This is a genomic window from Kiloniella litopenaei, from assembly GCF_000982415.1.
Classification (GTDB): domain Bacteria; phylum Pseudomonadota; class Alphaproteobacteria; order Kiloniellales; family Kiloniellaceae; genus Kiloniella; species Kiloniella litopenaei.
The window spans coordinates 35,216-54,550 of record NZ_LANI01000033.1 but is presented as its reverse complement, the minus strand read 5'-3'; the positions used below and the strand labels follow the sequence as shown (position 1 = coordinate 54,550).

General features: G+C 44.0%; 18 protein-coding genes. 3 read left to right on the top strand and 15 right to left on the bottom strand.

The genetic code is table 11. The features are described from left to right. Positions 1 to 150: 150 nt before the first annotated feature. The 4 genes from WH95_RS18915 to WH95_RS18900 all read right to left on the bottom strand — a co-directional run bounded on the left by WH95_RS18915 (position 151) and on the right by WH95_RS18900 (position 3,518). Positions 151 to 879 (bottom strand): substrate-binding periplasmic protein, encoded by a 729-nt coding sequence (locus WH95_RS18915; RefSeq protein ID WP_046509964.1) that lies wholly within the window; start codon positions 877 to 879, stop codon positions 151 to 153. A gap of 176 nt (positions 880 to 1,055) precedes the next feature. After that, positions 1,056 to 1,349 (bottom strand): hypothetical protein, encoded by a 294-nt coding sequence (locus tag WH95_RS18910; protein WP_046509963.1) that lies wholly within the window; start codon positions 1,347 to 1,349, stop codon positions 1,056 to 1,058. A gap of 104 nt (positions 1,350 to 1,453) precedes the next feature. Next, positions 1,454 to 2,317: an S-formylglutathione hydrolase gene (gene fghA, locus WH95_RS18905; protein WP_046509962.1), complete on the bottom strand. Its 864-nt coding sequence runs from the start codon at positions 2,315 to 2,317 to the stop codon at positions 1,454 to 1,456. 91 nt (positions 2,318 to 2,408) lie between these two features. Beyond that, entirely contained in the window at positions 2,409 to 3,518 is a 1,110-nt protein-coding gene (locus tag WH95_RS18900) for an S-(hydroxymethyl)glutathione dehydrogenase/class III alcohol dehydrogenase (protein ID WP_046509961.1), read from the bottom strand. A 244-nt stretch (positions 3,519 to 3,762) separates the two neighbouring features. Here WH95_RS18900 and WH95_RS18895 point away from each other — a divergent pair, with 244 nt between their 5' ends. Beyond that, positions 3,763 to 4,617 (top strand): alpha/beta hydrolase, encoded by an 855-nt coding sequence (locus WH95_RS18895; RefSeq protein WP_052742157.1) that lies wholly within the window; start codon positions 3,763 to 3,765, stop codon positions 4,615 to 4,617. A gap of 13 nt (positions 4,618 to 4,630) precedes the next feature. Here WH95_RS18895 and WH95_RS18890 read toward each other — a convergent pair whose 3' ends face one another. The 6 genes from WH95_RS18890 to WH95_RS18865 form a co-directional block, all read right to left on the bottom strand. Further along, positions 4,631 to 5,080, bottom strand: coding sequence for a CoxG family protein (locus WH95_RS18890; protein WP_046509960.1), 450 nt, complete (start codon positions 5,078 to 5,080; stop codon positions 4,631 to 4,633). Between the two features lie 76 nt (positions 5,081 to 5,156). Beyond that, positions 5,157 to 6,518, bottom strand: coding sequence for a TRAP transporter large permease (locus WH95_RS18885; RefSeq protein WP_046509958.1), 1,362 nt, complete (start codon positions 6,516 to 6,518; stop codon positions 5,157 to 5,159). Then, the gene (locus WH95_RS18880; protein WP_046509957.1) at positions 6,518 to 7,060 is read right to left on the bottom strand and encodes a TRAP transporter small permease; all 543 of its coding nucleotides are present in this window, start codon (positions 7,058 to 7,060) and stop codon (positions 6,518 to 6,520) included. Before WH95_RS18880 ends, WH95_RS18885 begins: the two co-directional genes overlap by 1 nt. A 92-nt stretch (positions 7,061 to 7,152) precedes the next feature. Continuing rightward, positions 7,153 to 8,133, bottom strand: a complete 981-nt coding sequence (locus WH95_RS18875; RefSeq protein WP_046509956.1) for a TRAP transporter substrate-binding protein — start codon at positions 8,131 to 8,133, stop codon at positions 7,153 to 7,155. A 253-nt stretch (positions 8,134 to 8,386) separates the two neighbouring features. Then, positions 8,387 to 9,784, bottom strand: a complete 1,398-nt coding sequence (locus WH95_RS18870; protein ID WP_046509955.1) for a sigma-54-dependent transcriptional regulator — start codon at positions 9,782 to 9,784, stop codon at positions 8,387 to 8,389. A 9-nt stretch (positions 9,785 to 9,793) separates the two neighbouring features. Then, positions 9,794 to 11,578, bottom strand: coding sequence for a sensor histidine kinase (locus tag WH95_RS18865; protein WP_046509954.1), 1,785 nt, complete (start codon positions 11,576 to 11,578; stop codon positions 9,794 to 9,796). 243 nt (positions 11,579 to 11,821) lie between these two features. On the opposite strand from WH95_RS18865, the gene WH95_RS18860 reads away from it, so the two are divergent. Then, the gene (locus WH95_RS18860) at positions 11,822 to 12,064 is read left to right on the top strand and encodes a hypothetical protein (protein ID WP_046509953.1); all 243 of its coding nucleotides are present in this window, start codon (positions 11,822 to 11,824) and stop codon (positions 12,062 to 12,064) included. Here WH95_RS18860 and WH95_RS18855 read toward each other — a convergent pair. Continuing rightward, complete coding sequence (locus WH95_RS18855) at positions 12,061 to 12,936, bottom strand: LysR family transcriptional regulator (protein WP_046509952.1); 876 nt, start codon at positions 12,934 to 12,936, stop codon at positions 12,061 to 12,063. The two genes, WH95_RS18860 and WH95_RS18855, sit on opposite strands and share 4 nt — an antisense overlap. A 406-nt stretch (positions 12,937 to 13,342) precedes the next feature. Between WH95_RS18855 and WH95_RS18850 the strand changes: the two genes are divergently transcribed. Then, entirely contained in the window at positions 13,343 to 14,656 is a 1,314-nt protein-coding gene (locus tag WH95_RS18850; protein WP_046509951.1) for an NAD(P)/FAD-dependent oxidoreductase, read from the top strand. A 108-nt stretch (positions 14,657 to 14,764) separates the two neighbouring features. Here the strand turns inward: WH95_RS18850 and WH95_RS18845 are convergent, their stop codons facing one another. From WH95_RS18845 to WH95_RS18830, 4 genes are read right to left on the bottom strand one after another with little or no spacing between them, the layout of a single operon-like run. Then, on the bottom strand, positions 14,765 to 15,529 hold the full coding sequence (locus WH95_RS18845; RefSeq protein WP_046509950.1) for a FadR/GntR family transcriptional regulator: 765 nt from the start codon (positions 15,527 to 15,529) through the stop codon (positions 14,765 to 14,767). Next, positions 15,498 to 16,454 (bottom strand): ABC transporter ATP-binding protein, encoded by a 957-nt coding sequence (locus WH95_RS18840; protein ID WP_046509948.1) that lies wholly within the window; start codon positions 16,452 to 16,454, stop codon positions 15,498 to 15,500. The genes WH95_RS18845 and WH95_RS18840 overlap by 32 nt, the downstream gene beginning before the upstream one ends. Beyond that, positions 16,455 to 18,320, bottom strand: a complete 1,866-nt coding sequence (locus WH95_RS18835) for a dipeptide/oligopeptide/nickel ABC transporter permease/ATP-binding protein (protein ID WP_204247839.1) — start codon at positions 18,318 to 18,320, stop codon at positions 16,455 to 16,457. Beyond that, positions 18,317 to 19,264 (bottom strand): ABC transporter permease, encoded by a 948-nt coding sequence (locus WH95_RS18830; protein WP_046509946.1) that lies wholly within the window; start codon positions 19,262 to 19,264, stop codon positions 18,317 to 18,319. The genes WH95_RS18835 and WH95_RS18830 overlap by 4 nt, the downstream gene beginning before the upstream one ends. Positions 19,265 to 19,335: the final 71 nt, after the last annotated feature.

Genomic DNA, 19,335 nt, shown 5'->3' with positions numbered 1-19,335 from the left:
CAAAGCCGCTTATCAGCGGCTTTTTTGATTCTTACACCGTCTTTCTGAAACCGAAAAGCTATGTATAGTCGTAAGCTTGTCCAACAATTACTGTATCAATTGTAATGTGAAGTAATTTTGCGTGTCCTGGCTACTTTCATAGATATAGAACTATGATCCGTATTTAGCAGATGATATTTCCTCTATATAGCTTGCTCGTATATTTGCAATGGTTCCGTCTTGTTCCATTTCTTTCAAAATTTCTGTCAATTCCAGAACCAGTTTTTTGTTTTTCTTATGTAAATAATGAAACAAAGGATAGGTTTGTAAGACATGGTAATAAACAGGTTTCTTCATTTCCTTTTCGAAATCCTGTGCAAGCTTGATACTTGTAAGACGTGCCAAAACAATGATGTCACATCTGTCGAGGCCCAAATTATGAAAAAGATGTTCGTTTGTGTTGCTCACATCAACCTGTATCTTCTTGGTCCCAGCTTCGGCAAATTTCACGCCGTTCCGAATACAAACACGATAGGGGGCCAAGCTCTCCCAGTCCTGCAAAGATATTTGTGGATTTGTTGTTATCGCAACGCCTTCCATAATTCCAATCGGAACGGGAAGCATAATAAGGTTCTTGTACTTTAAATGAATATTTTTAATACGGTATAATTCACCGTCAACTCGGCCTGAATTTGCAACAGCTAACGATCTTGCTGCGGGTAAATCTGAGAACTTTACGTTAATATTCAGCCGTCTGTAGGCTTCGCGCATCACACGCTTGCTAATCGTGGCATAAGAGGAATTTTCAATGCCTGTAAAGACAAGCTGTTCTTGCGCAGCAATAGAAAAGGGGCAAAGAAAAAAGAGTATCGCAATAAACCCAAGCAGCCCTTTTTTCATTCCTACTCCTCATCTAAATCAGACGTACAAGCAAGCTACCATAACATATATTGTTATTATCAGAAACACCGGGGCTTTGTATCATGACCAGGTCAGTTTTGGTCAGACAGGGTCTGTTCTCCAATAAAAAAGCACCGTGTTCAAAAATAAACACGGTGCTTTATAAAATAGTCGCCCTAACCCAACGAAGCCAAAGACAGATTAGAGACAAGGTCTCCCAAAGCCTGTGCCTTTGCCAGCACATTGGAATGGGTATCGATTGCACAATACCAATCCGACACCTTGCCGAATGCGCATAGTAAATTGCTATTATCAGGGGTCAGGACAGCAACAACCTGTTCGCCCTCTTGCGTTGCCAGTGGCAAGACCTCGCCAATATGGCCGCTTTCTACATTATCTCTATAGAAAGCCTGAATTAATTCAATATCTTGAGATGATAAACTGTCACCAGAAACCAAAACTTTAGACATACTTTGCCTCTTTCCTCTATTACTACCTGTAATACGAAAAAGATAATGGCACGGGATTTATGACCAAAACCTTTACAAGAGGCAAAATCTGATAATTTTATCTCTTACGACAGGCCATTGAGATGATGTCTCAGGTGATCTTCGATAAAGGTCGCCATAAAGAAATAGCTGTGATCATAACCTTCTTGCATTCTTAATGTCAGTTTTTGGCCTGATGTCTCACAAGCTTTCTTCAATAGTTCTGGTTTTAGTTGTTCCACGAGGAAGGTATCAGCACTTCCCTGATCGACAAGAAGCGTAGCACTTGATGGTGATTTTTTTACAAGTTCGGTCGCATCGTAATTTTCCCAGAGAGCTTTGTCAGAACCGAGATAGCCACTAAATGCTTTCTCTCCCCACGGACAGCTCATCGGCGCACAAATCGGTGCGAAAGCAGAACAGGTTTTAAAGAGATCCGGATTTTTCAGATGAATTGTCAAAGCACCATGTCCGCCCATGGAATGCCCTGTGATCCCCTGTCGGTTCATATCAGCCGCTGAGAAGTTTGCCGAAAGAACATCCTGTAGTTCCCGCGTTATATAGCTATACATATTATAAGAGCCAGCCCAGGGCTCTTCTGTTGCATCCAGATAAAATCCTGCTGCTGATCCGAAATCATAGCTGTCATCTTCACCAGGTATGTTCTGATTACGGGGGGAGGTATCAGGAGCAACAAAAATAAGACCGAGTTCGCTGGCAATTCGTTGAGCACCAGCCTTCACCGTCACATTATCTTCGGTACAGGTCAAACCAGACAGATAGGTTACAACGGGCACTTTGTTTCCATTCAATGCCGCCGGTGGCAAATAGATCGCAAAACGCATTGGCCCGTTACAAACCCTTGACGGATGGCTGTAGACGCGCTGTAGACCACCAAACATCTTGTTTTCGCTGATGAGTTCCAGATCGGTAATGTTAAGCTCTGTCATTGAAAAGAAACCTGATTTTTAAAAGAGTGCTATGAAATTAAAAAAGAAGAGGGGCTCTTTGTAAAAAGAGCCCCTCAAGTGTGCATGTAAATTAATACAGCACGACAGATCTGATTGATTCGCCACTGTGCATGAGATCAAACGCAGAGTTGATATCGTCCAATGGCATTGTATGGGTGATCAGGTCATCAATATTGATCTTGCCATCCATGTACCAGTCAACAATTTGTGGCACATCGGTACGACCACGCGCGCCACCAAAGGCTGTGCCTTTCCATACACGTCCCGTAACCAATTGGAACGGACGGGTAGAGATTTCCTGACCTGCACCGGCAACACCGACAATGACGGAAACACCCCAACCTTTGTGACAGCATTCAAGCGCCTGACGCATGGTGTTTACATTACCGATACATTCAAAAGAATAATCCGCGCCACCATTTGTCAAATCAACAAGAGCTTCGACAATGTCACCATCAATATCTTTAGGATTGACGAAATCGGTCATCCCGAATTTTTCACCCAGTGCCTTGCGATCATCATTAAGGTCAACACCAATGATCTTGTTGGCACCAACCATCCGGGCACCCTGGATAACATTTAAACCAATACCACCAAGACCAAAAACAACAACATTTGATCCCGGTTCAACCTTGGCTGTGTTGATAACAGCACCGACACCGGTCGTAACACCGCAACCGATATAACAAACCTTGTCAAAAGGCGCATCTTCACGAATTTTTGCCAAGGCGATTTCCGGAAGAACACTGTAATTTGCAAAAGTCGAACAGCCCATATAGTGATGCAGCATTTTCCCATCCATGGAAAAACGACTTGTGCCATCAGGCATCAGCCCCTGACCCTGTGTAGAACGGATTGCCTGACAAAGATTGGTCTTTGGATTTAAACAGTAATCACACTCACGACATTCCGGTGTATAGAGTGGGATAACATGATCGCCTTTTTTCAGTGATGTCACACCCGGGCCAACATCAACAACAACCCCGGCACCTTCGTGGCCCAAAATTGTTGGGAAAAGTCCTTCGGGATCGGCCCCGGAAAGAGTGAAATAGTCAGTATGGCAAACACCGGTTGCTTTCATTTCAACCAGAACTTCCCCGTGACGGGGACCTTCCAGTTGAACGGTTTCAATTGTCATGGGCTTGCCAGCACCCCAAGCGACCGCAGCACGAACATCCATAATCTATCACTCCCTGATGAATTAGGTAAATTAAGCTTTTATCTCGGTTTATTCATTAACACGACTGCCATAGATGGCAATAAGGAATTAATCAATATAGAGTATGACGTTATAGTCACAATTATGTCATGTCATTTCCCGACAACATTTGTCGTTCAGACACTATATAAAAATTTGTGAATATGACGTACTGATCTAAAGGTATTTTAAACAAGGTATTGGTATGCGCCTCAGGAGCCTGTTAATGAACTTTATTATTTTTGCAGCGACCTTCTACACACTGGTACTGGTTGGAATGTATTTGTTGCAAACAAAGCTGGTTTATCCAGGATCGGAAATACGCGCAAAACCAGAATTGTACGGCGGGGCAGGGGTACAGGAAATTACCCTGACTTCATCTGATGGCATAGAATTAACCCATTGGTATCAACCAGCCACAAAACCCGATTATCCAGTGATTGTTGCCTTCCATGGTAACGCAGGGCATACAGGCGACAGATTGGCAAAGCTCTCTTATTTGACGGAACTTGGGTACGGCTTGTTTCAAGTAGAATACCGGGGATACGCCGGCCATGCCGGAACCCCTTCGGAGCAAGCTTTTAAAAGCGACGGTATGGATGTGATGAATTGGTTAAAGGGCCAAGGCTATACCGACGAACAACTAATAATGTACGGAGAATCTTTGGGAACAGGAATGGCCGTATGGCTTGCCTCTAAGCATGAAGTCAAGGCTGTTATACTGGAAGCTCCCTATAGTTCTATTGCCGATGTGGCCCAATCAAAATACTGGTTTTTACCCGCAAGATTTCTCTTGAAAGACAAATGGCAATCCCACGAAGCAATTAAAAATGTCAAAGCGCCCGTTTTTATTTTCCATGGTGAAAAAGACGGTGTTATTCCTGTTCAATTTTCACGCAAACTTTTAGATGCAATTCAGAGTGAAAAACAGGCCGCATTCTTTGAAAAGGGGTTCCATATGGACCTTTATGATCATGGTGCAGCAAAAGACGTTATGGCTTTCCTGGATAAATACGTAATGCCCCCAGAGAACCAGAAAGCTAAGAACCAGAAAGCAGATAACAAAATGGAAACGCAATAATAAGAAAACAATACTAGGCTTCTTTGCTTACGACTTCGTCAAACCGTGTAAAAAAGTCATCTGCAAGTTTTTGTGCTGTTTTCGTGACTAACTTGGAAGCCATCTCTGCAATTGTTCCCTGCATATCTCCACTGGCATGAAACTCCAACAGGGTTTTATTATTTTCTTGCGCATGAAGCGTGACATCAGCCCGCCCCTTGGCCAATCCAGCCAGTTTACCTTTTCCTTCTGCCGTCATGACATACGAGTTGGGCGCATTAATATCTGATAGTGAAATCAGGCTTTCAAGGCGGGGCTTGATAAAACCCAGCTTAAAAGAAAACACGGCTGTGAATTCTGTATCGGTATGCCGAATGGCTTCATCGCAACGCGGGATAGCCTGCTTTAAGACTTGGGGATCATTCATTGCCGTCCACACCTTGTCTTTTGGTGCGTTAATTATGTAGCGGCCAGTCATTTCCATGAATTTATCATCCCTGAAGATACAGATTAGGAAGGTTCATAAAAAAGGAGAGCAGTTACGCTCTCCTTTCTACATGCTACTTCTGAGCGCCGTATACAAGATCCGGCAAGAAAGTAGAGATGATAGGTACATAGGTAATCAATATCAGGAAGACCAGCAAAATCATCAACCAAGGCAGGGCTGCCTTTACGACCTTGAGAATTGGCATTCCCGTGATACCCGCCGTCACAAAAAGGTTGAGGCCAACGGGTGGCGTAATCATACCGATTTCCATATTAACAACCATAATGATCCCCAGATGAATAGGATCAATACCAAGCTGCATGGCAATCGGGAACAAGATAGGGGCCATAATCAACAAGATAGCTGATGGCTCCATAAAGTTCCCGGCAATAAGCAAAAGAATATTCACAACAATCAGGAACATCCATGGCTCTAGGCCAGCTTCGAGAATCGCATTGGTAATGGTTTGAGGAATACGCTCGGTTGTCAGCACATGAGCAAACAGCATTGCGTTGGCCACAATGAATAGCAACATGATTGTTACTTTAGATGCTTCCAGAATTGTCTTGCGAACATCTGCGTCAAACACACTTTTGGGAATAGCGATCAAATAATCACTCACGCCGAGATCAGAAGCATCACGCCCTTTAAGCGGTCCCATATCGCGATAGACAAAAACCGCGATTACGAAGGCATAGACAGAGGCAACAGCCGCCGCTTCGGTCGGGGTGAAGATACCTCCGTAGATACCGCCCATAATAATCACGATAAGCATCAATCCCCAAATCGCATCCCCAAAGGCAGCAAAGACTTCTGCACCAGATGCTTTTGGAAGACGTGGGAGCTTCTTGACCCGGGCTGCCACGTAAATGCCAATCATCAGCATTAAGCCAGCAATCAACCCGGGAATAACACCAGCCATGAACATGCGCCCAACAGATACATCAGTTGCAGCAGCATAAACCACCATCACAATAGAGGGGGGGATCAGGATACCAAGAGTGCCTGCATTACAGATAACACCCGCAGCAAATTCTTTCGAGTACCCGGCCTTTTGCATACCCGCAATCACAATAGAACCGATAGCAACAACAGTAGCCGGAGAAGAACCTGAAACAGCAGCAAACAACATACAGGCCAAGACCGACGCCATTGCCATACCACCTTGCAGGTGCCCCACACAGTCCATCGCAAAACGGATCAATCGACGGGCCACACCCCCGGTTGAAAGAAAGGCCGATGACAGAATAAAGAAAGGTATCGCCAAGAAGGTGTAATGTTCCATGGTCTCAAAGAACTTGAGCGAGATGGAACCAAGGGAGTCATTCGAGAAGAAAATGATTGTCGTCAGACTTGCCAACCCAAGAGAAAATGCAATAGGTGTCCCCACCAAAAGCAAAAGGAACAACAGCGTAAAGAGAACAAGAATAGCCATTATTTCTGTTCCTCATTCTTATCTTCGTCCATAAACTGTTCTATTGCATCCTTACTTTCATCCCCAAGAATAGAAAAATCATCTTTCGCGGTGAGGATCGCCCAAAAAGCCTGAAGCAGGCGAAAGATCGCAAGCCCCATTCCAATGACCAAAATAGATAGGAAAAGCCATTTTTGAATTGGCATATCATGGGTTTCAATACCAACTCTTTTTAACTTGCCAACATAGATCCATCCCCCATAGAACATAATACCTGCGTAAATGACGGATGCCGTTACGGCTAACAAGCCAAAAATCCGTTGAATTGGGGTCTTGAATAACTTTACGAAGGCATCGACACCAATATGGATATGGGTTTTCACACCATACGAAATACCAAAGATAACAAGCCATGCGAATAAATAGGTTGTTAGCTCCAACGCCCACAAAGCCCCACTGTTAAAAACATATCGGGCTACGACTTGCGAAAAGGTGACCAGAACCATCGCTGCCATAAGTAGGGAGATAAAGCTTTCCTCAATTTGCGTAATAAATTTGCTCATGGGATTTTGCTTCCAGATAATAAAAGGGGCTTAACTGATGCCAGTAAGCCCCTATATTTGAGAAATCAAACGATTTTCAGATCAAACTTGGATTAGTTTGAAGCAAGGGCAGCATCGATCATATCTTGACCGATATCACCAGAAAACTCTTCCCAGACAGGAGCCAGTTTCTTACGCCATTCAGCTTTCTGCTCAGCTGTTAGTGTCCGGACAACACCACCAGCATCAATTACTTTTTGTTTATTGGCTTGGTTGATCTCGGCAGAAATAGAATTACGTTCCTGAGATACTTCGGCAAGAATACGCTCTAGATCAGCACGGATATCAGCAGGAAGACCATCCCAAAACTCTGATGAAGTCACAATTAGGTAATCAAGGATACCGTGGTTACTTTCGGTAATTCCGTCCTGAACTTCATAGAATTTTTTGGTATAGATGTTTGACCAAGTATTCTCTTGCCCATCAACAACGCCCTGTTGCAAAGCACCGTATACTTCACTAAAAGCCATTTTCTGTGGGTTTGCGCCAAGTGTTTTAAAGTTCGCAACCAGAACATCAGATGTCTGAACACGGAACTTTAGACCTTCGGCATCTTCAGGCTTGATCAAAGGCTTGTTTGCTGAAATTTGCTTCATGCCATTATGCCAATAGCCAAGGGCACGCAGACCACGATCTTCCATTGCGCCAAGAAGTTCGCGCCCCTTATCACTATTCTGGAAGCGATCTACAGCCTGAATGTTATCAAACAGGAATGGTAGATCAAAAATACGATATTTCTTTGTATATTTTTCAAACTTTGAAAGTGAAGGTGCAGCCATTTGCAAATCACCAAGTAGTAGCGCTTCCAAAGCTTTATCATCGTTATAAAGTGTCGAATTTGGATAAACCTGTACTTCCACTTTACCGGCAAGCTCTTCATTAACCCGCTTGGCAAAAAGTGCCGCAGCTTCCCCTTTTGGATGACCTGTTTCTTTTGTTACGTGACTTAACTTAATGATGATAGGTTCTGCCTGTGCAGCAAAAGCCGTCAAAGCAACACCTGCAGCTGCCATAAGAAGAGTAAGTTTACGCATGAGTATCCTCCCATAGGATAAAATTATTATTTTTATACACTGAAACTACAAAGAACTTTGTAGATAACGATCACTTCATTACCGGTAAGTATATCAGCAAAGTATATGCCAGTTTAATATTTTTGTAACCAATTGATATATATTAAATAATTTTAATGCGTATAAAAAGGCTAGCAAATACCCGCCGAGCAACAAATAATACATCGGCAAAAATCCGCCGACCAATTATGTTTTAGCGGCATGAGCTCAAAGCCTACTCATGATCGCTTCGTTTCAAATTATATTTAGCCATTTTTTCATTCAGGGTACGTCTGGGAATAGAAAGCTCCTCAATCACCGCTGATACATTTCCTTTATGTCGTCCCAAAGAAGCAAAAATAACATTGCGCTCAAACAGGCGAACTTGCTCTGTAAGGGGTAGAGATGTCTTTGTCTGACTTTCCTTTTCGCTATTTAAAATGATTGAAAGCTTTTCTTCTGGTGGCCGTGTAGAAAGGGCGTAACGTTCCGCTGCATTTCGCAATTCGCGAACGTTCCCTGGCCAATTGTGGGCCATAAGACTTGCTATTCCCTCCGGACCTGGCATTTCAATTTCACGTCCAAATGTTTCAGCAGCACGTTTTGCCAGAAGCCTGAATAAAATAGGCAAATCATCCTTGCGCGCCCGAAGAGGCGGGATCGCCATTACAAAAGTCGCGATACGATAGTAAAGGTCTTCACGTAAACGACCAGAGGCGATTGCTTCTTCCGGTGGCTCCTGAAGGGCCGCGATTAACCGAAACTGAACTGGCTTTGCAACATTCCCACCCAAGGGTGTAACTTTACGTTCCTCTAATGCTCTTAATAATTTTGCCTGTAAGTCCATAGGCATGGAAGATAATTCATCAAGAAACAACGTACCGCCATTTGCCGCTTCCAATTTCCCCATTCGTCTGGATTGTGCCCCGGTAAAAGCCCCTTTTTCATGGCCAAAAAACTCGCTTTCGGCCATTTGTTCGGGAATGGCAGCACAGTTAACAGCAACAAAATTTCCGCTTGGGTTTTCACCAAATTCATGAAGGCAACTGGCAACAACCTCTTTACCACTGCCAGTTTCTCCCTGAATAAGGATAGATGCACTTGTCGGTGCAATGTCAATAATATCCCGTTTAAGAGCTCGCATGATTGGATTGGCCCCGACCAGGCGTGCATCCAAGCCCTCAGCCGCCACAAGATCGCGTTTTAGCGCGCGGTTATCCAGTACCAGAGCACGCTTTTCCAAGGCCCTTCTGACAATGTCCAATAGATGTTCAGGTTCAAATGGCTTTTCAATAAAATCATACGCGCCATTCCTCATGGCCTCTACAGCCATAGAAACATCCCCGTGTCCTGTCACCAGAACCACAGGAATATTTGCATCAATATTTTTTACCTCCCGTAGCAAGGAAAGACCATCCATTCCCGGCATCTTAACATCAGAAATTACAATCCCCTGATAATGCCAATTTAAGTTTTCGAGGGCAGATCGTGCATCTTGGAAATCTTCAATTTCAGAGTGGCCAGCTAATTCAAGCCATTGTTTCGTCGATACTCTTATTGCTCTTTCATCATCAATCAGCATGACTGGCCCATCAATGATGGCTTGATCGTTTTGCTCTTCAACTTGTGCCATTTATAAGATCTACTTTTCAATAAAACGGGGGAAAGACAGAACAAAACATGCTCCACCCTCTGCACGATTAGACGCCTGTATCTCGCCCTTTAAGTCTTTTATAATGCCATAGGTAATCGACAGGCCAAGCCCCAGGCTTTCTTTATTCGATTTTGTCGTAAAAAAAGGATCATAAAGTTTGCTTAGAACATGTTCTTCAAATCCTGTACCCGTATCTGAAACAACCACTTTTACATAATCCCCGATAATAGAGGCATCAACACTTATAACTTTCTTGCCCTCAATAGCTTGCATTGCATCAATGGCATTTCTATACAGATTAACAAAGACTTGTTCTAACCTTATCTCATCACCAGAAATCAACATTCTTTCCGCAGCAGTACTGATCAAGACCTGAATACCCTCAGTCTTCAAAACAGGTTGCACCAAATGAGATGCCTTTCTTATTGCTTTTTCGATATCAACTGATTGTACTTTTAAAGAAGATTTGCGAGCGAAATTTTTTAATTGGCCTGTAATCATTCCCATTTTTTCAGTCAAAGACGAGATTTCTGTTAACGATCGATCCAAACCCTGATCATCATTCTTATTAAGGAATGTGCCACAATTTAAAACATTATCCTGTATCGCAGCAATCGGTTGATTTATTTCATAGGTAATTGCAGCTGACATTTGCCCTAATGCAGCCAGTTTTCCTGCCTGTACCAACCCATCTTGAGCAGCCCTTAGTTCTTTTTCAGTTCTTCTTCTTTCTTCAATTTCCATTTCAAGCTGACGGTTCATAACTTCCATTTTTTCAGCTTCCAAAGCCCTGCGGGTGGATAAAACTTTCTGACCTCGTTCTCTTATAAACAGAGCAAGAACAAGTAATGAAATGATCACACCAATACCAATAGCAATTATTGTTCTTTGATTTTCAGTAACCGGACTGATTGAGACAAGATAGTGAATTTTCCAATTCGTGTTTTCAATATCCTGAATAGTTTCCAGATATTTTTTACCTTCAATCTCCGTTGCAATATCCCCAACTAAACTCGATTTACTCGTATCAAGGATTTCAAAGGTTGAATCTCCGTACTGTTTAATACGTCTCAGCTTTTCTATCTGATCATCAGGAATATGGCGTAAGCTTTTGTATAACCAATCTTTTTTACTAGCCAAAAAAATGATTCCGTTTTCATCGGTAATCAAGAGATTCTCACCACCATCATTCCATTGTTGTTGTAAAGGGGTCAGGTTAACTTTTACAACTGTCACCCCGATAATACTGTTATCTTCGTATACGGGATGAGACATAAAAAAACCGGGAATACCGGATATTGTACCGATTGCAAAAAAACGGCCTTCACGACCTTCTATGGCATCCTGAAAGTATGGCCTAAAGGAATAATTATGTCCGACAAAACTGGTTTTATCCTGCCAATTTGATGACGCCAGTGTATTTCCCTGTTTGTCCATAATATACAGAACATTGGCCTCAGCTTTATTATTCGTTTCCGCAAGATATCTACTAACTTTGTTTGCAAAGAAAGTATCACTCGAAAAGGTCGTCAAAAGATCTTTTACATCTTCATTTCCCGACAACACAAAGGGAAGGTATCTATATTTATCTAATTCCCCCAGAAGGTTAGACTCATAAAGGCTTAATCGTTCCTTGGAAGTGCCGCGAAGCTCCAAAACTGTCGACGCCCCCAGCCAATAGCTTGCCAAACCAACGGCTAAACCACTACTGGAAAGAACAAAGATCCACCCCCAGAAAACTTGCCGGGAAAATTTATAAGCAAACGAAAACATAGACCTTATCTGACTTTTTGAATGGGTCACGGTTACTTCTTGTATAAAAGTATTGTAAGAAACCATCTTACTTGCGCCATTCGGTAAATTAAAAGCTATATATCTGCGAATGCAAAGTATTAAGAAGTAAGACACTTCCAGACGGCACATTTTCAACACATTTGTTTACCAAATTAGCTACACGACTTCCCGGCCTCTTATCTTTATAAGCAATTCCTATCTATTAAATCTGATGGGTGGGTTATGACAAAAATAAAACAGCAATTCGTGATCATTACAGCAGCAACACTATTTCTAGGTGCTTGTAGTGGTCTATCAAATACACAACAACGGGTTCTAAGCGGTGGTGCCATTGGTACTGGTGTTGGCGTCGTTGGAACTGCTGTCACTGGTGGTTGTGTAACCTGTGGCGCTGTCATTGGCGGGGCTGTTGGGGCAGGGGCCGGATACCTGGTGGATCAACACGAAAAGGGAAAATTACCTTAAAGAATAAAGTTGTGTCGCTCATTTTCAAAAAGAGTGTTAACCCATTCCCATACGGCACGAACCCTTGAATGTTCCAGTGCTTCGCTGTGCGCCACAAGCCAGTAATCACGTTGCTGGCTTGTGATTTCGTCCGATACACGAACTAATCCCGGCTGGTCCCTGGCATAGCCACTTGTCCATAAAATTAAACCTGCCCCGGCCAGAGCCAGATCCATCATCACATGAAAAGATGCACATTTATATGCAATTCGAGATGCTGGAATTTTCTGTTTGTACCATTCGCTAGCTTGTTTAGAAGAACATCCATCAACAGGAATAATCCAATCACATCGCTGATATCTGTCCTTGGTTAATGCTGCCGGGTTTTTGCTAAGATATTGGTGGCTTGCAAATACCGCAGCCTGTGTTCGAAACGCAAGTTTTGTTCTTAAGTCGCCCTGTTGAGGTAACTCCGTCCTCAAAGCAATATCAGCCTCTCGCCTTGATAAATTCACGAACTGGTTTGATGTCGCTATTTCCAGTTTGATATCAGGATATAATTTCTGTAGAGGCAGTAAACGTTTTCCAAAATAACGACTTGTTATTTCAGGCAAAGCGAGCCTGACAACACCAGAGACCTCGTCTTGATCCTGTTCTTCTATTGCACGACAAGCTCGTACCATTGCCTCGATATGGGGCAATAGTTCAAGCCCTTGTTCTGTAATCTGATACCCTTTGGCGCCTCGATCAAAAAGTCTCTTGTTGAGGGCCTTTTCCAAATTATCAATATGGCGACCAACAGTTGGTTGACTAAGCCCCAATTGCCGCCCAGCAGCAGAGAGAGACCCCTTTTGAACAACTGCAGCAAATACCTTTAAATCATTCCAGTACATTTTAATCTATTCATTTTTGTATATACAGTTACATAATTAGTCAATTTTATGAAAAGAAATAATAAAGTCAAATACGAGAGATACATTACAAGAACAGTACGGAGATGTTACAGATGTTATCTCGTATCAAAGCGCTATTCACACCTTCAAGAACCAGCACATTACCAATTGGAAATGCCAGAATATTAAAAGATATTGGTCTAAGTGAAGATCAATTGCCAGTATCCGATTATATGGAATTTGATAGGGAAAGAGATCTTAGTCAAAAAAACCAACCGAGATGCTGGTATTAGAAAAGGCGTAAGAAACTAAAATATTTTACGGGATAACCTTTTCATTTATTGACCACGGGCTCTTGTTGTGCGACAGCCTTTTAAAGGACAAAATTGACTTCCGGTAATATTTCATGGCCTTGACATCACACACCTTTTCTACGGACAACCACGGTTGGGCTGAACTTCTTCCGCAAAGAAAACCGTCAAAATCATTACATGGCACACACCGTGTTCCTTGGGTTGTAATTGGTGCCGGAGTAACGGGGTTATCTGCGGCAAGAAGGTTAGCCGAACACAACCCGGATGATCATATTCTTTTGCTTGATGCAAGACGGTTGGGGCAGGGGGCTTCTGGTCGAAATTCAGGTTATGCTGTTGCCATTAGTCAATTTTCAGGCGAATTCGATCCCGAACAGGAAAAAAACTATCGCCGGGTTGAAAGAATTAATGCCCAAGGGCTTAATCTTTTACGTCAACAGGTCAATGACCATAAGATAAATTGTCATTGGCATGAACAAGGTTATTACCACACAGCAGCAGATACAAAATCACTACAAGAGTACGAAAATTTTAAAGATCACCTGAACAGACTGGGGTATGATCATACGCTGCTTGGCAAAGATGAACTGACTGAAAGGCTCGGCACTTCGCTTTATCAAGCGGGCATTCACATACCCCAAGGTGTTTTACTGCAACCAGCCGCTCTTGTTTATGGTCTTGGGGATACTTTACCAGCAAATGTTACACTCCACGAGAACACCCCTGTATTGAAAATCAATCACGGAGAACCTTGCGTCCTAGAGCTTACAGATGGACAAATCACTGCTGACAACGTTATTGTCGCGACAAATTACGAGGCACCTAAACTCGGTTTCATCAAACGCTACATTATGGGAAGCACCCTATCCGGCAGCTTCACACGCCAACTAACTAAAGACGAACTTGAAAGCTTGGGCTCGTTAAAGGAGTGGGGTGTTCTTTCTCTACACAGCGGAGGCGCGACCGTTCGCTTGACGAATGACAAGCGTATATCCCTAAGAAACACGGCTGAATATCATGGTGCCGTTTTAATGTCAGATGCGTTTCTAGCCAAACGACGCGAAATCCACCGTTCAGCTTTTGACAAACGTTTTCCTCAACTTGCACAGGTTCCTTTTGAGTTTTCCTGGTCAGGTGTAGAAGGAATAAGTCAGAACTTTACAAATTTCTTTGGTCGCCAAACTTCAAATATTTTCTTGGCTGGTGGGTATAATGGTTCTGGCGTAAGTAGAGGAACTGCCTTTGGTGCAGCCTTGGCCGACTATGCCTGTAACATGCCCTCTGATCTGGTAAGTGACTGTTTGGCCTCTGCCCCTGCGAAATGGATACCGCCACGGCCTTTCCTTGATATCGGCGCTTTCTTCAAAGTAAAATCCCGCTTTATCGGCGTTGGCTTAGACAGATAATTGTGTCTGAATTTCAGAACTGACCCCTGACACGAGGTATTAATTCTATAGCAATTCGAGCTATAGTAATTCGTAATCAACTCTGAATGTATTCGAATGATGACTATTTTATTCTGAAATAAATTTGCTTTGCACTTCAACTTCCTGTTGGCGCATTAGTGCCCAAGCCATTTTCATATGATCTAACATAATTGAACGCGCCTGATCTGCATCACCATCACGCAATGCTGTTATAAGCCTTTCTTGATGATCGCGTCCTTGTTTCCAAAGTTCTACATTTGGTGGCGAGTAAAGCCGACGATATACGGTTAAATCTGAAAGAAGATTAACCATGAAATCAATAGCAAAACCAAGTAAAGGATTTTTAGCCTGCTCAGCAAGAATGGCATGAAACCGAAGAGAAGCGATATGCTGTTCCCGCTCTTCTTCAATTGTCGATGCTGGTGACGAATATTCAGAGATATTATCTTCTAAAAGCGACAAAACATCTTCTGGCATATTGCCAGCCAAAGAAGCAACTAACTCTGGCTCTAATGTAACTCGTAGCTGATAGATATCGTCTATCGTAAGTCCTTTAAAATAAAAATAATTTCCTAAAAGTGCTTTTGCACGCTGTCTGCTAACCTCGTGAACAAAAGTTCCTCCGCCCGGGCCGGTTCGAGTTTTAACCAAGCCTTGCGCCTCTAAAACACGCATCGCTTCTCGGATAGTGCCTTTTGACATGCCAAAAAGCTTAATAAGTTCAGCTTCACCAAGCAAACGGTCACCCGCTTGCAACCCCTGTTCTACCACCCAGTCTTTTATTGCCTCGGCAACCTGAACAGGTCTGCTAAGTTTGGGTTCATTCTTCGAGCGGATGGTGGCAGGCGGCAAGTTGGTCTTCTCCCATATTATTTAAATCCGGCACATCTGTGCGGCACAAATCAGTTGCTCTGGGGCAACGCCCGGCAAAAGCACAACCCGACGGCGGATTAAGCGGATCGGGTAGCTCTGCCCCTTTCTGCTCTGGCGCGGTAAGGGGACGCCCAACAACAGGTGCGCTTTCCGCCAGCAATTTTGTATAGGGATGGCGAGGGGTTGTAAAGATGCTCTCGGCCTTGCCAATTTCAACGACAGCACCAAAATAGAGCACAACAATCCGATCACTAACGGCTTCGACAACAGCCAAATCATGCGTGATAAACAGGTAGGTTAATCCGAATTGTCTTTTTAGATCGTTTAGCAAGTTCAAAACCTGTGCCTGAACAGACACATCAAGGGCGGAAACAGGCTCATCCAGAATAATGATCCGCGGGTTCGCGGCCAAAGCACGCGCAATACCAATCCTTTGAGCTTGCCCACCTGAAAATTCGTGCGGATAGCGATCAAGAAATTCTTCTCTTAAATTAACAGAAGCAAAAATCTCTGCAATTCGGTCATCACGCTCTTTTTTAGGCATTTTATGAAGCCTCTTGAGCGGCGCTTCCATCACCTGTCTAATCGTTTTTCTTGGGTTAAGAGAACTATTAGGATCCTGAAAAACATACTGGATCAATTTGCCAAATTCTGCCGGATCAGCATTATTCAATGCCTGCCCTTCGATTTCAATCTTTCCTTCTGTTGGCTCTAGCAATCCAACAAGCATCCGCGCCAATGTGGATTTTCCACAGCCAGATTCACCAACGACCCCCAATGTTTCACCGGGCTCAACAATAAAATTCGTGGGGCGAACAGCATGTACTTTCGCAGGTGGTGGACCGAACAGTGATTTACCTTGCAAGAAAGTCTTTGAAAGATTGGTAACTTTAAGGGCAGACATCTAGATAACCTCCTCGGGGTAGAGGCAACGCACAGCGCGTGGGGCTGCGCCCTCAAGCTCAATATTTTTTGCCCGGCATTCTGTAGCGGCCTTGTCACAGCGCGGCGCAAATGCACAGCCCGGCGGTAAATCATCTACAACAGGGGGCAAACCCGGAATAGCTGCCATTTCCCTTCGTCCGCCCCCCAATTCCGGTACGCATGCTATTAAGCGTTTTGTATATGGATGTGCCGGGGTATCAAGAACTTCAGCTGTTGGGCCTTCCTCTACAATCCGTCCAGCATACATTACAGCTATCCGATCACAGAGCTGGGCTACAACACCAAAATCGTGCGTAATAAAGATAATAGCCAATCCACGTTCACGTCTAAGATCATCCAGCAGAGACAATATCTGCGCCTGTACAGTTACATCCAGAGCTGTTGTCGGTTCATCAGCAATTATAACGTCTGGCTCATTCGCAAGTGCCATGGCTATACCAACACGTTGGCGCATACCACCTGACATTTCATGTGGATAATTATCAATACGGGATTCAGCATTAGGAATCCTCACGTCCTTGAGAAGCTGTATAGCACGCTCACGACTTTTGTTATTCCCTATCTTGTGGTGGGATTTAATCGCTTCGACCAATTGCTGCCCGATCGTATAGAGTGGATGCAAAGTGGAAAGCGGGTCCTGAAAAATATAGGCAACTCTGTCGCCACGTTTCTGACGCAAACTTTCATAATCCGCATCAATCAGATCTTCCCCTTGAAAACGAACAGCCCCCCCCGTAATAACCCCGGGTGGAGAGGCCACCAACCCCATAACACTCAACGCCGTGACGGATTTTCCTGAACCAGATTCTCCGATAACACCCAAACATTCCCCCGGTTTAACGGCAAGGCTAACACCGCCAACGGCACGGTAAATGCGTTTCCCTATATGAAACTGGGTTTCAAGCTCTTGAATAGCCAATAAATCATCCGTCGGCTCTGGAATATTACCCTGTCTCTGTACAAGTGTTGTTGCCAATGGACGCGACAATGCTCCGGAGCGAAGGCGAGGGTCCAAAGCATCCCGGACACCATCACCAAGCAAGTTGATCGACATAACAATCAGAAAAATCATGATACCCGGAATAATAGAGGTATGCGGATGGGATATCAGGGCCGAACGGGCTTCGCCCAGCATTGAACCAAGATCAGCCTGGGGCGGTTGCGATCCAAGCCCCAGAAAGGAAAGGCCCGCGGTTTCCAAGATCATCCAGCCCACTGTTGTTGACATGGCAATAATGATCACAGGCAGAACATTGGGTAAAAGTTCAGTAAGAATTATTCGGGTATGCCCCATACCAGCCAAACGTGCAGCATCAATAAATTCACGCCCGGCAAGGCCAACGGTTATTCCCCTGATATTACGGGCAAAGAACGGTACATTGACAGCAGCAACGGCGATAAGCGCATTCATTAGTCCCGGACCAAGAGCCGCAACAATGGCAAGAGCCAGCAGGATATAAGGAAACGCCATAAGCATATCCACACCCCGCATGATAATATTATCGGTACGTCCCCCAAAATAACCAGCAATAATCCCTATTGCAGAGCCAAGAGTTGCTGCGATAAGAGCAGCTGAAACACCGACAGCAAGGGACAACCTTGTTCCGTGTAACAAACGACTGAGAAGATCTCTGCCCAAATGATCGGTTCCAACCAAATGACCATCGGATAAAGGCTTTTGAAAACGATCCGCTGTTGCCGTGATATCCGGGTTTTGCAAGGGCAGGAAAGGTATGATCAAGACAAGAATAATAATCGCCGTCAGGACAATGCCCCCCACCGCTGCAAGCCGGTTGCGAAACAAGAGTTTCAAAAAAGTCATCATGTTTTTATCCTTGGATCCAGCAGGCTTTGCGCCACATCCACAGCAATGTTAAAAAGAACATAGCAGGCTGCAACAATTACAACGCCGCCCTGAACCAGTAACAAATCACGCTTAAGGATTGCATCCACCAGCATTCGACCAACCCCAGGCCACTGAAAGACAATTTCGATATAAACGGCGCCAGACAATACAAAACCTGCCTGAATACCCAAGATCGGAATGATATTTACCATTGCAGCCCGCAAAGCATGGCCTGCGATCACACGCCTTTCGGGCACCCCTTTGGCCCGGGCTGTGCGTATATAATCTTGCCTAAGAACTTCGAGCATTGCGGATCTGGATAACCGCGCGATAACGCCTGTGGCAACAGCAGCCAAAGCGAGAGCAGGCATGATAAGATGGCTAATCAGATCGGGAAGGTCCCCGCCACCATAAATTGCAAACATACCCGAAACAGGCAGCCACCGCAGATTAACGGCGAAAAGAAGAATCATCATCATCCCGAGAAAAAAGGATGGTATTGAGATGCCAATCAGTACGATAAAGGTAATTATTTTATCAGCAACACCATACTGACGGGCCGCCGATACAACGCCAGCAAGAATACCTAGAATTGAGCACAAAACAAATGCCGTCCCGGCAAGGATCAAAGTTGCATTAAAGCGTTCAAATATTTCATCAATTACAGGACGATTGAGTGAATAAGAACGCCCAAAATCACCTGTAAGCATATTAAAAAGCCAAATAAAATAACGATTAACCAACGGCTTATCGAGGCCCAAATCGCTATTGATTTTTGCCACATTTTCCGGTGTTGCATAGGCACCCAGAATTGCCGTCGCTGGATCCCCTGGAATCAGGGACATGATCAGAAAAACAATAATTGTTATTCCAAGTAAAACAGGAATAGCCGATATTAACCGCTTCAGGATATAGCTGCCCATTTTCCACTCCCGTCCCTGGAAAGGGGTATTTTGTTCGTAATGCTGCGTTTAAATACCCTCGGATAAAGTTA

Excerpts from the sequence above, each read along its gene's own strand:
- WH95_RS18915 (WP_046509964.1), bottom strand. The coding sequence starts at position 879 with ATGAAAAAAGGGCTGCTTGGGTTTATTGCGATACTCTTTTTTCTTTGC.
- WH95_RS18910 (WP_046509963.1), bottom strand. The coding sequence starts at position 1,349 with ATGTCTAAAGTTTTGGTTTCTGGTGACAGTTTATCATCTCAAGATATT.
- fghA (WP_046509962.1), bottom strand. The coding sequence starts at position 2,317 with ATGACAGAGCTTAACATTACCGATCTGGAACTCATCAGCGAAAACAAG.
- WH95_RS18900 (WP_046509961.1), bottom strand. The coding sequence starts at position 3,518 with ATGGATGTTCGTGCTGCGGTCGCTTGGGGTGCTGGCAAGCCCATGACA.
- WH95_RS18895 (WP_052742157.1), top strand. The coding sequence starts at position 3,763 with ATGAACTTTATTATTTTTGCAGCGACCTTCTACACACTGGTACTGGTT.
- WH95_RS18890 (WP_046509960.1), bottom strand. The coding sequence starts at position 5,080 with ATGGAAATGACTGGCCGCTACATAATTAACGCACCAAAAGACAAGGTG.
- WH95_RS18885 (WP_046509958.1), bottom strand. The coding sequence starts at position 6,518 with ATGGCTATTCTTGTTCTCTTTACGCTGTTGTTCCTTTTGCTTTTGGTG.
- WH95_RS18880 (WP_046509957.1), bottom strand. The coding sequence starts at position 7,060 with ATGAGCAAATTTATTACGCAAATTGAGGAAAGCTTTATCTCCCTACTT.
- WH95_RS18875 (WP_046509956.1), bottom strand. The coding sequence starts at position 8,133 with ATGCGTAAACTTACTCTTCTTATGGCAGCTGCAGGTGTTGCTTTGACG.
- WH95_RS18870 (WP_046509955.1), bottom strand. The coding sequence starts at position 9,784 with ATGGCACAAGTTGAAGAGCAAAACGATCAAGCCATCATTGATGGGCCA.
- WH95_RS18865 (WP_046509954.1), bottom strand. The coding sequence starts at position 11,578 with ATGTTTTCGTTTGCTTATAAATTTTCCCGGCAAGTTTTCTGGGGGTGG.
- WH95_RS18860 (WP_046509953.1), top strand. The coding sequence starts at position 11,822 with ATGACAAAAATAAAACAGCAATTCGTGATCATTACAGCAGCAACACTA.
- WH95_RS18855 (WP_046509952.1), bottom strand. The coding sequence starts at position 12,936 with ATGTACTGGAATGATTTAAAGGTATTTGCTGCAGTTGTTCAAAAGGGG.
- WH95_RS18850 (WP_046509951.1), top strand. The coding sequence starts at position 13,343 with ATGGCCTTGACATCACACACCTTTTCTACGGACAACCACGGTTGGGCT.
- WH95_RS18840 (WP_046509948.1), bottom strand. The coding sequence starts at position 16,454 with ATGTCTGCCCTTAAAGTTACCAATCTTTCAAAGACTTTCTTGCAAGGT.
- WH95_RS18835 (WP_204247839.1), bottom strand. The coding sequence starts at position 18,320 with ATGATGACTTTTTTGAAACTCTTGTTTCGCAACCGGCTTGCAGCGGTG.
- WH95_RS18830 (WP_046509946.1), bottom strand. The coding sequence starts at position 19,264 with ATGGGCAGCTATATCCTGAAGCGGTTAATATCGGCTATTCCTGTTTTA.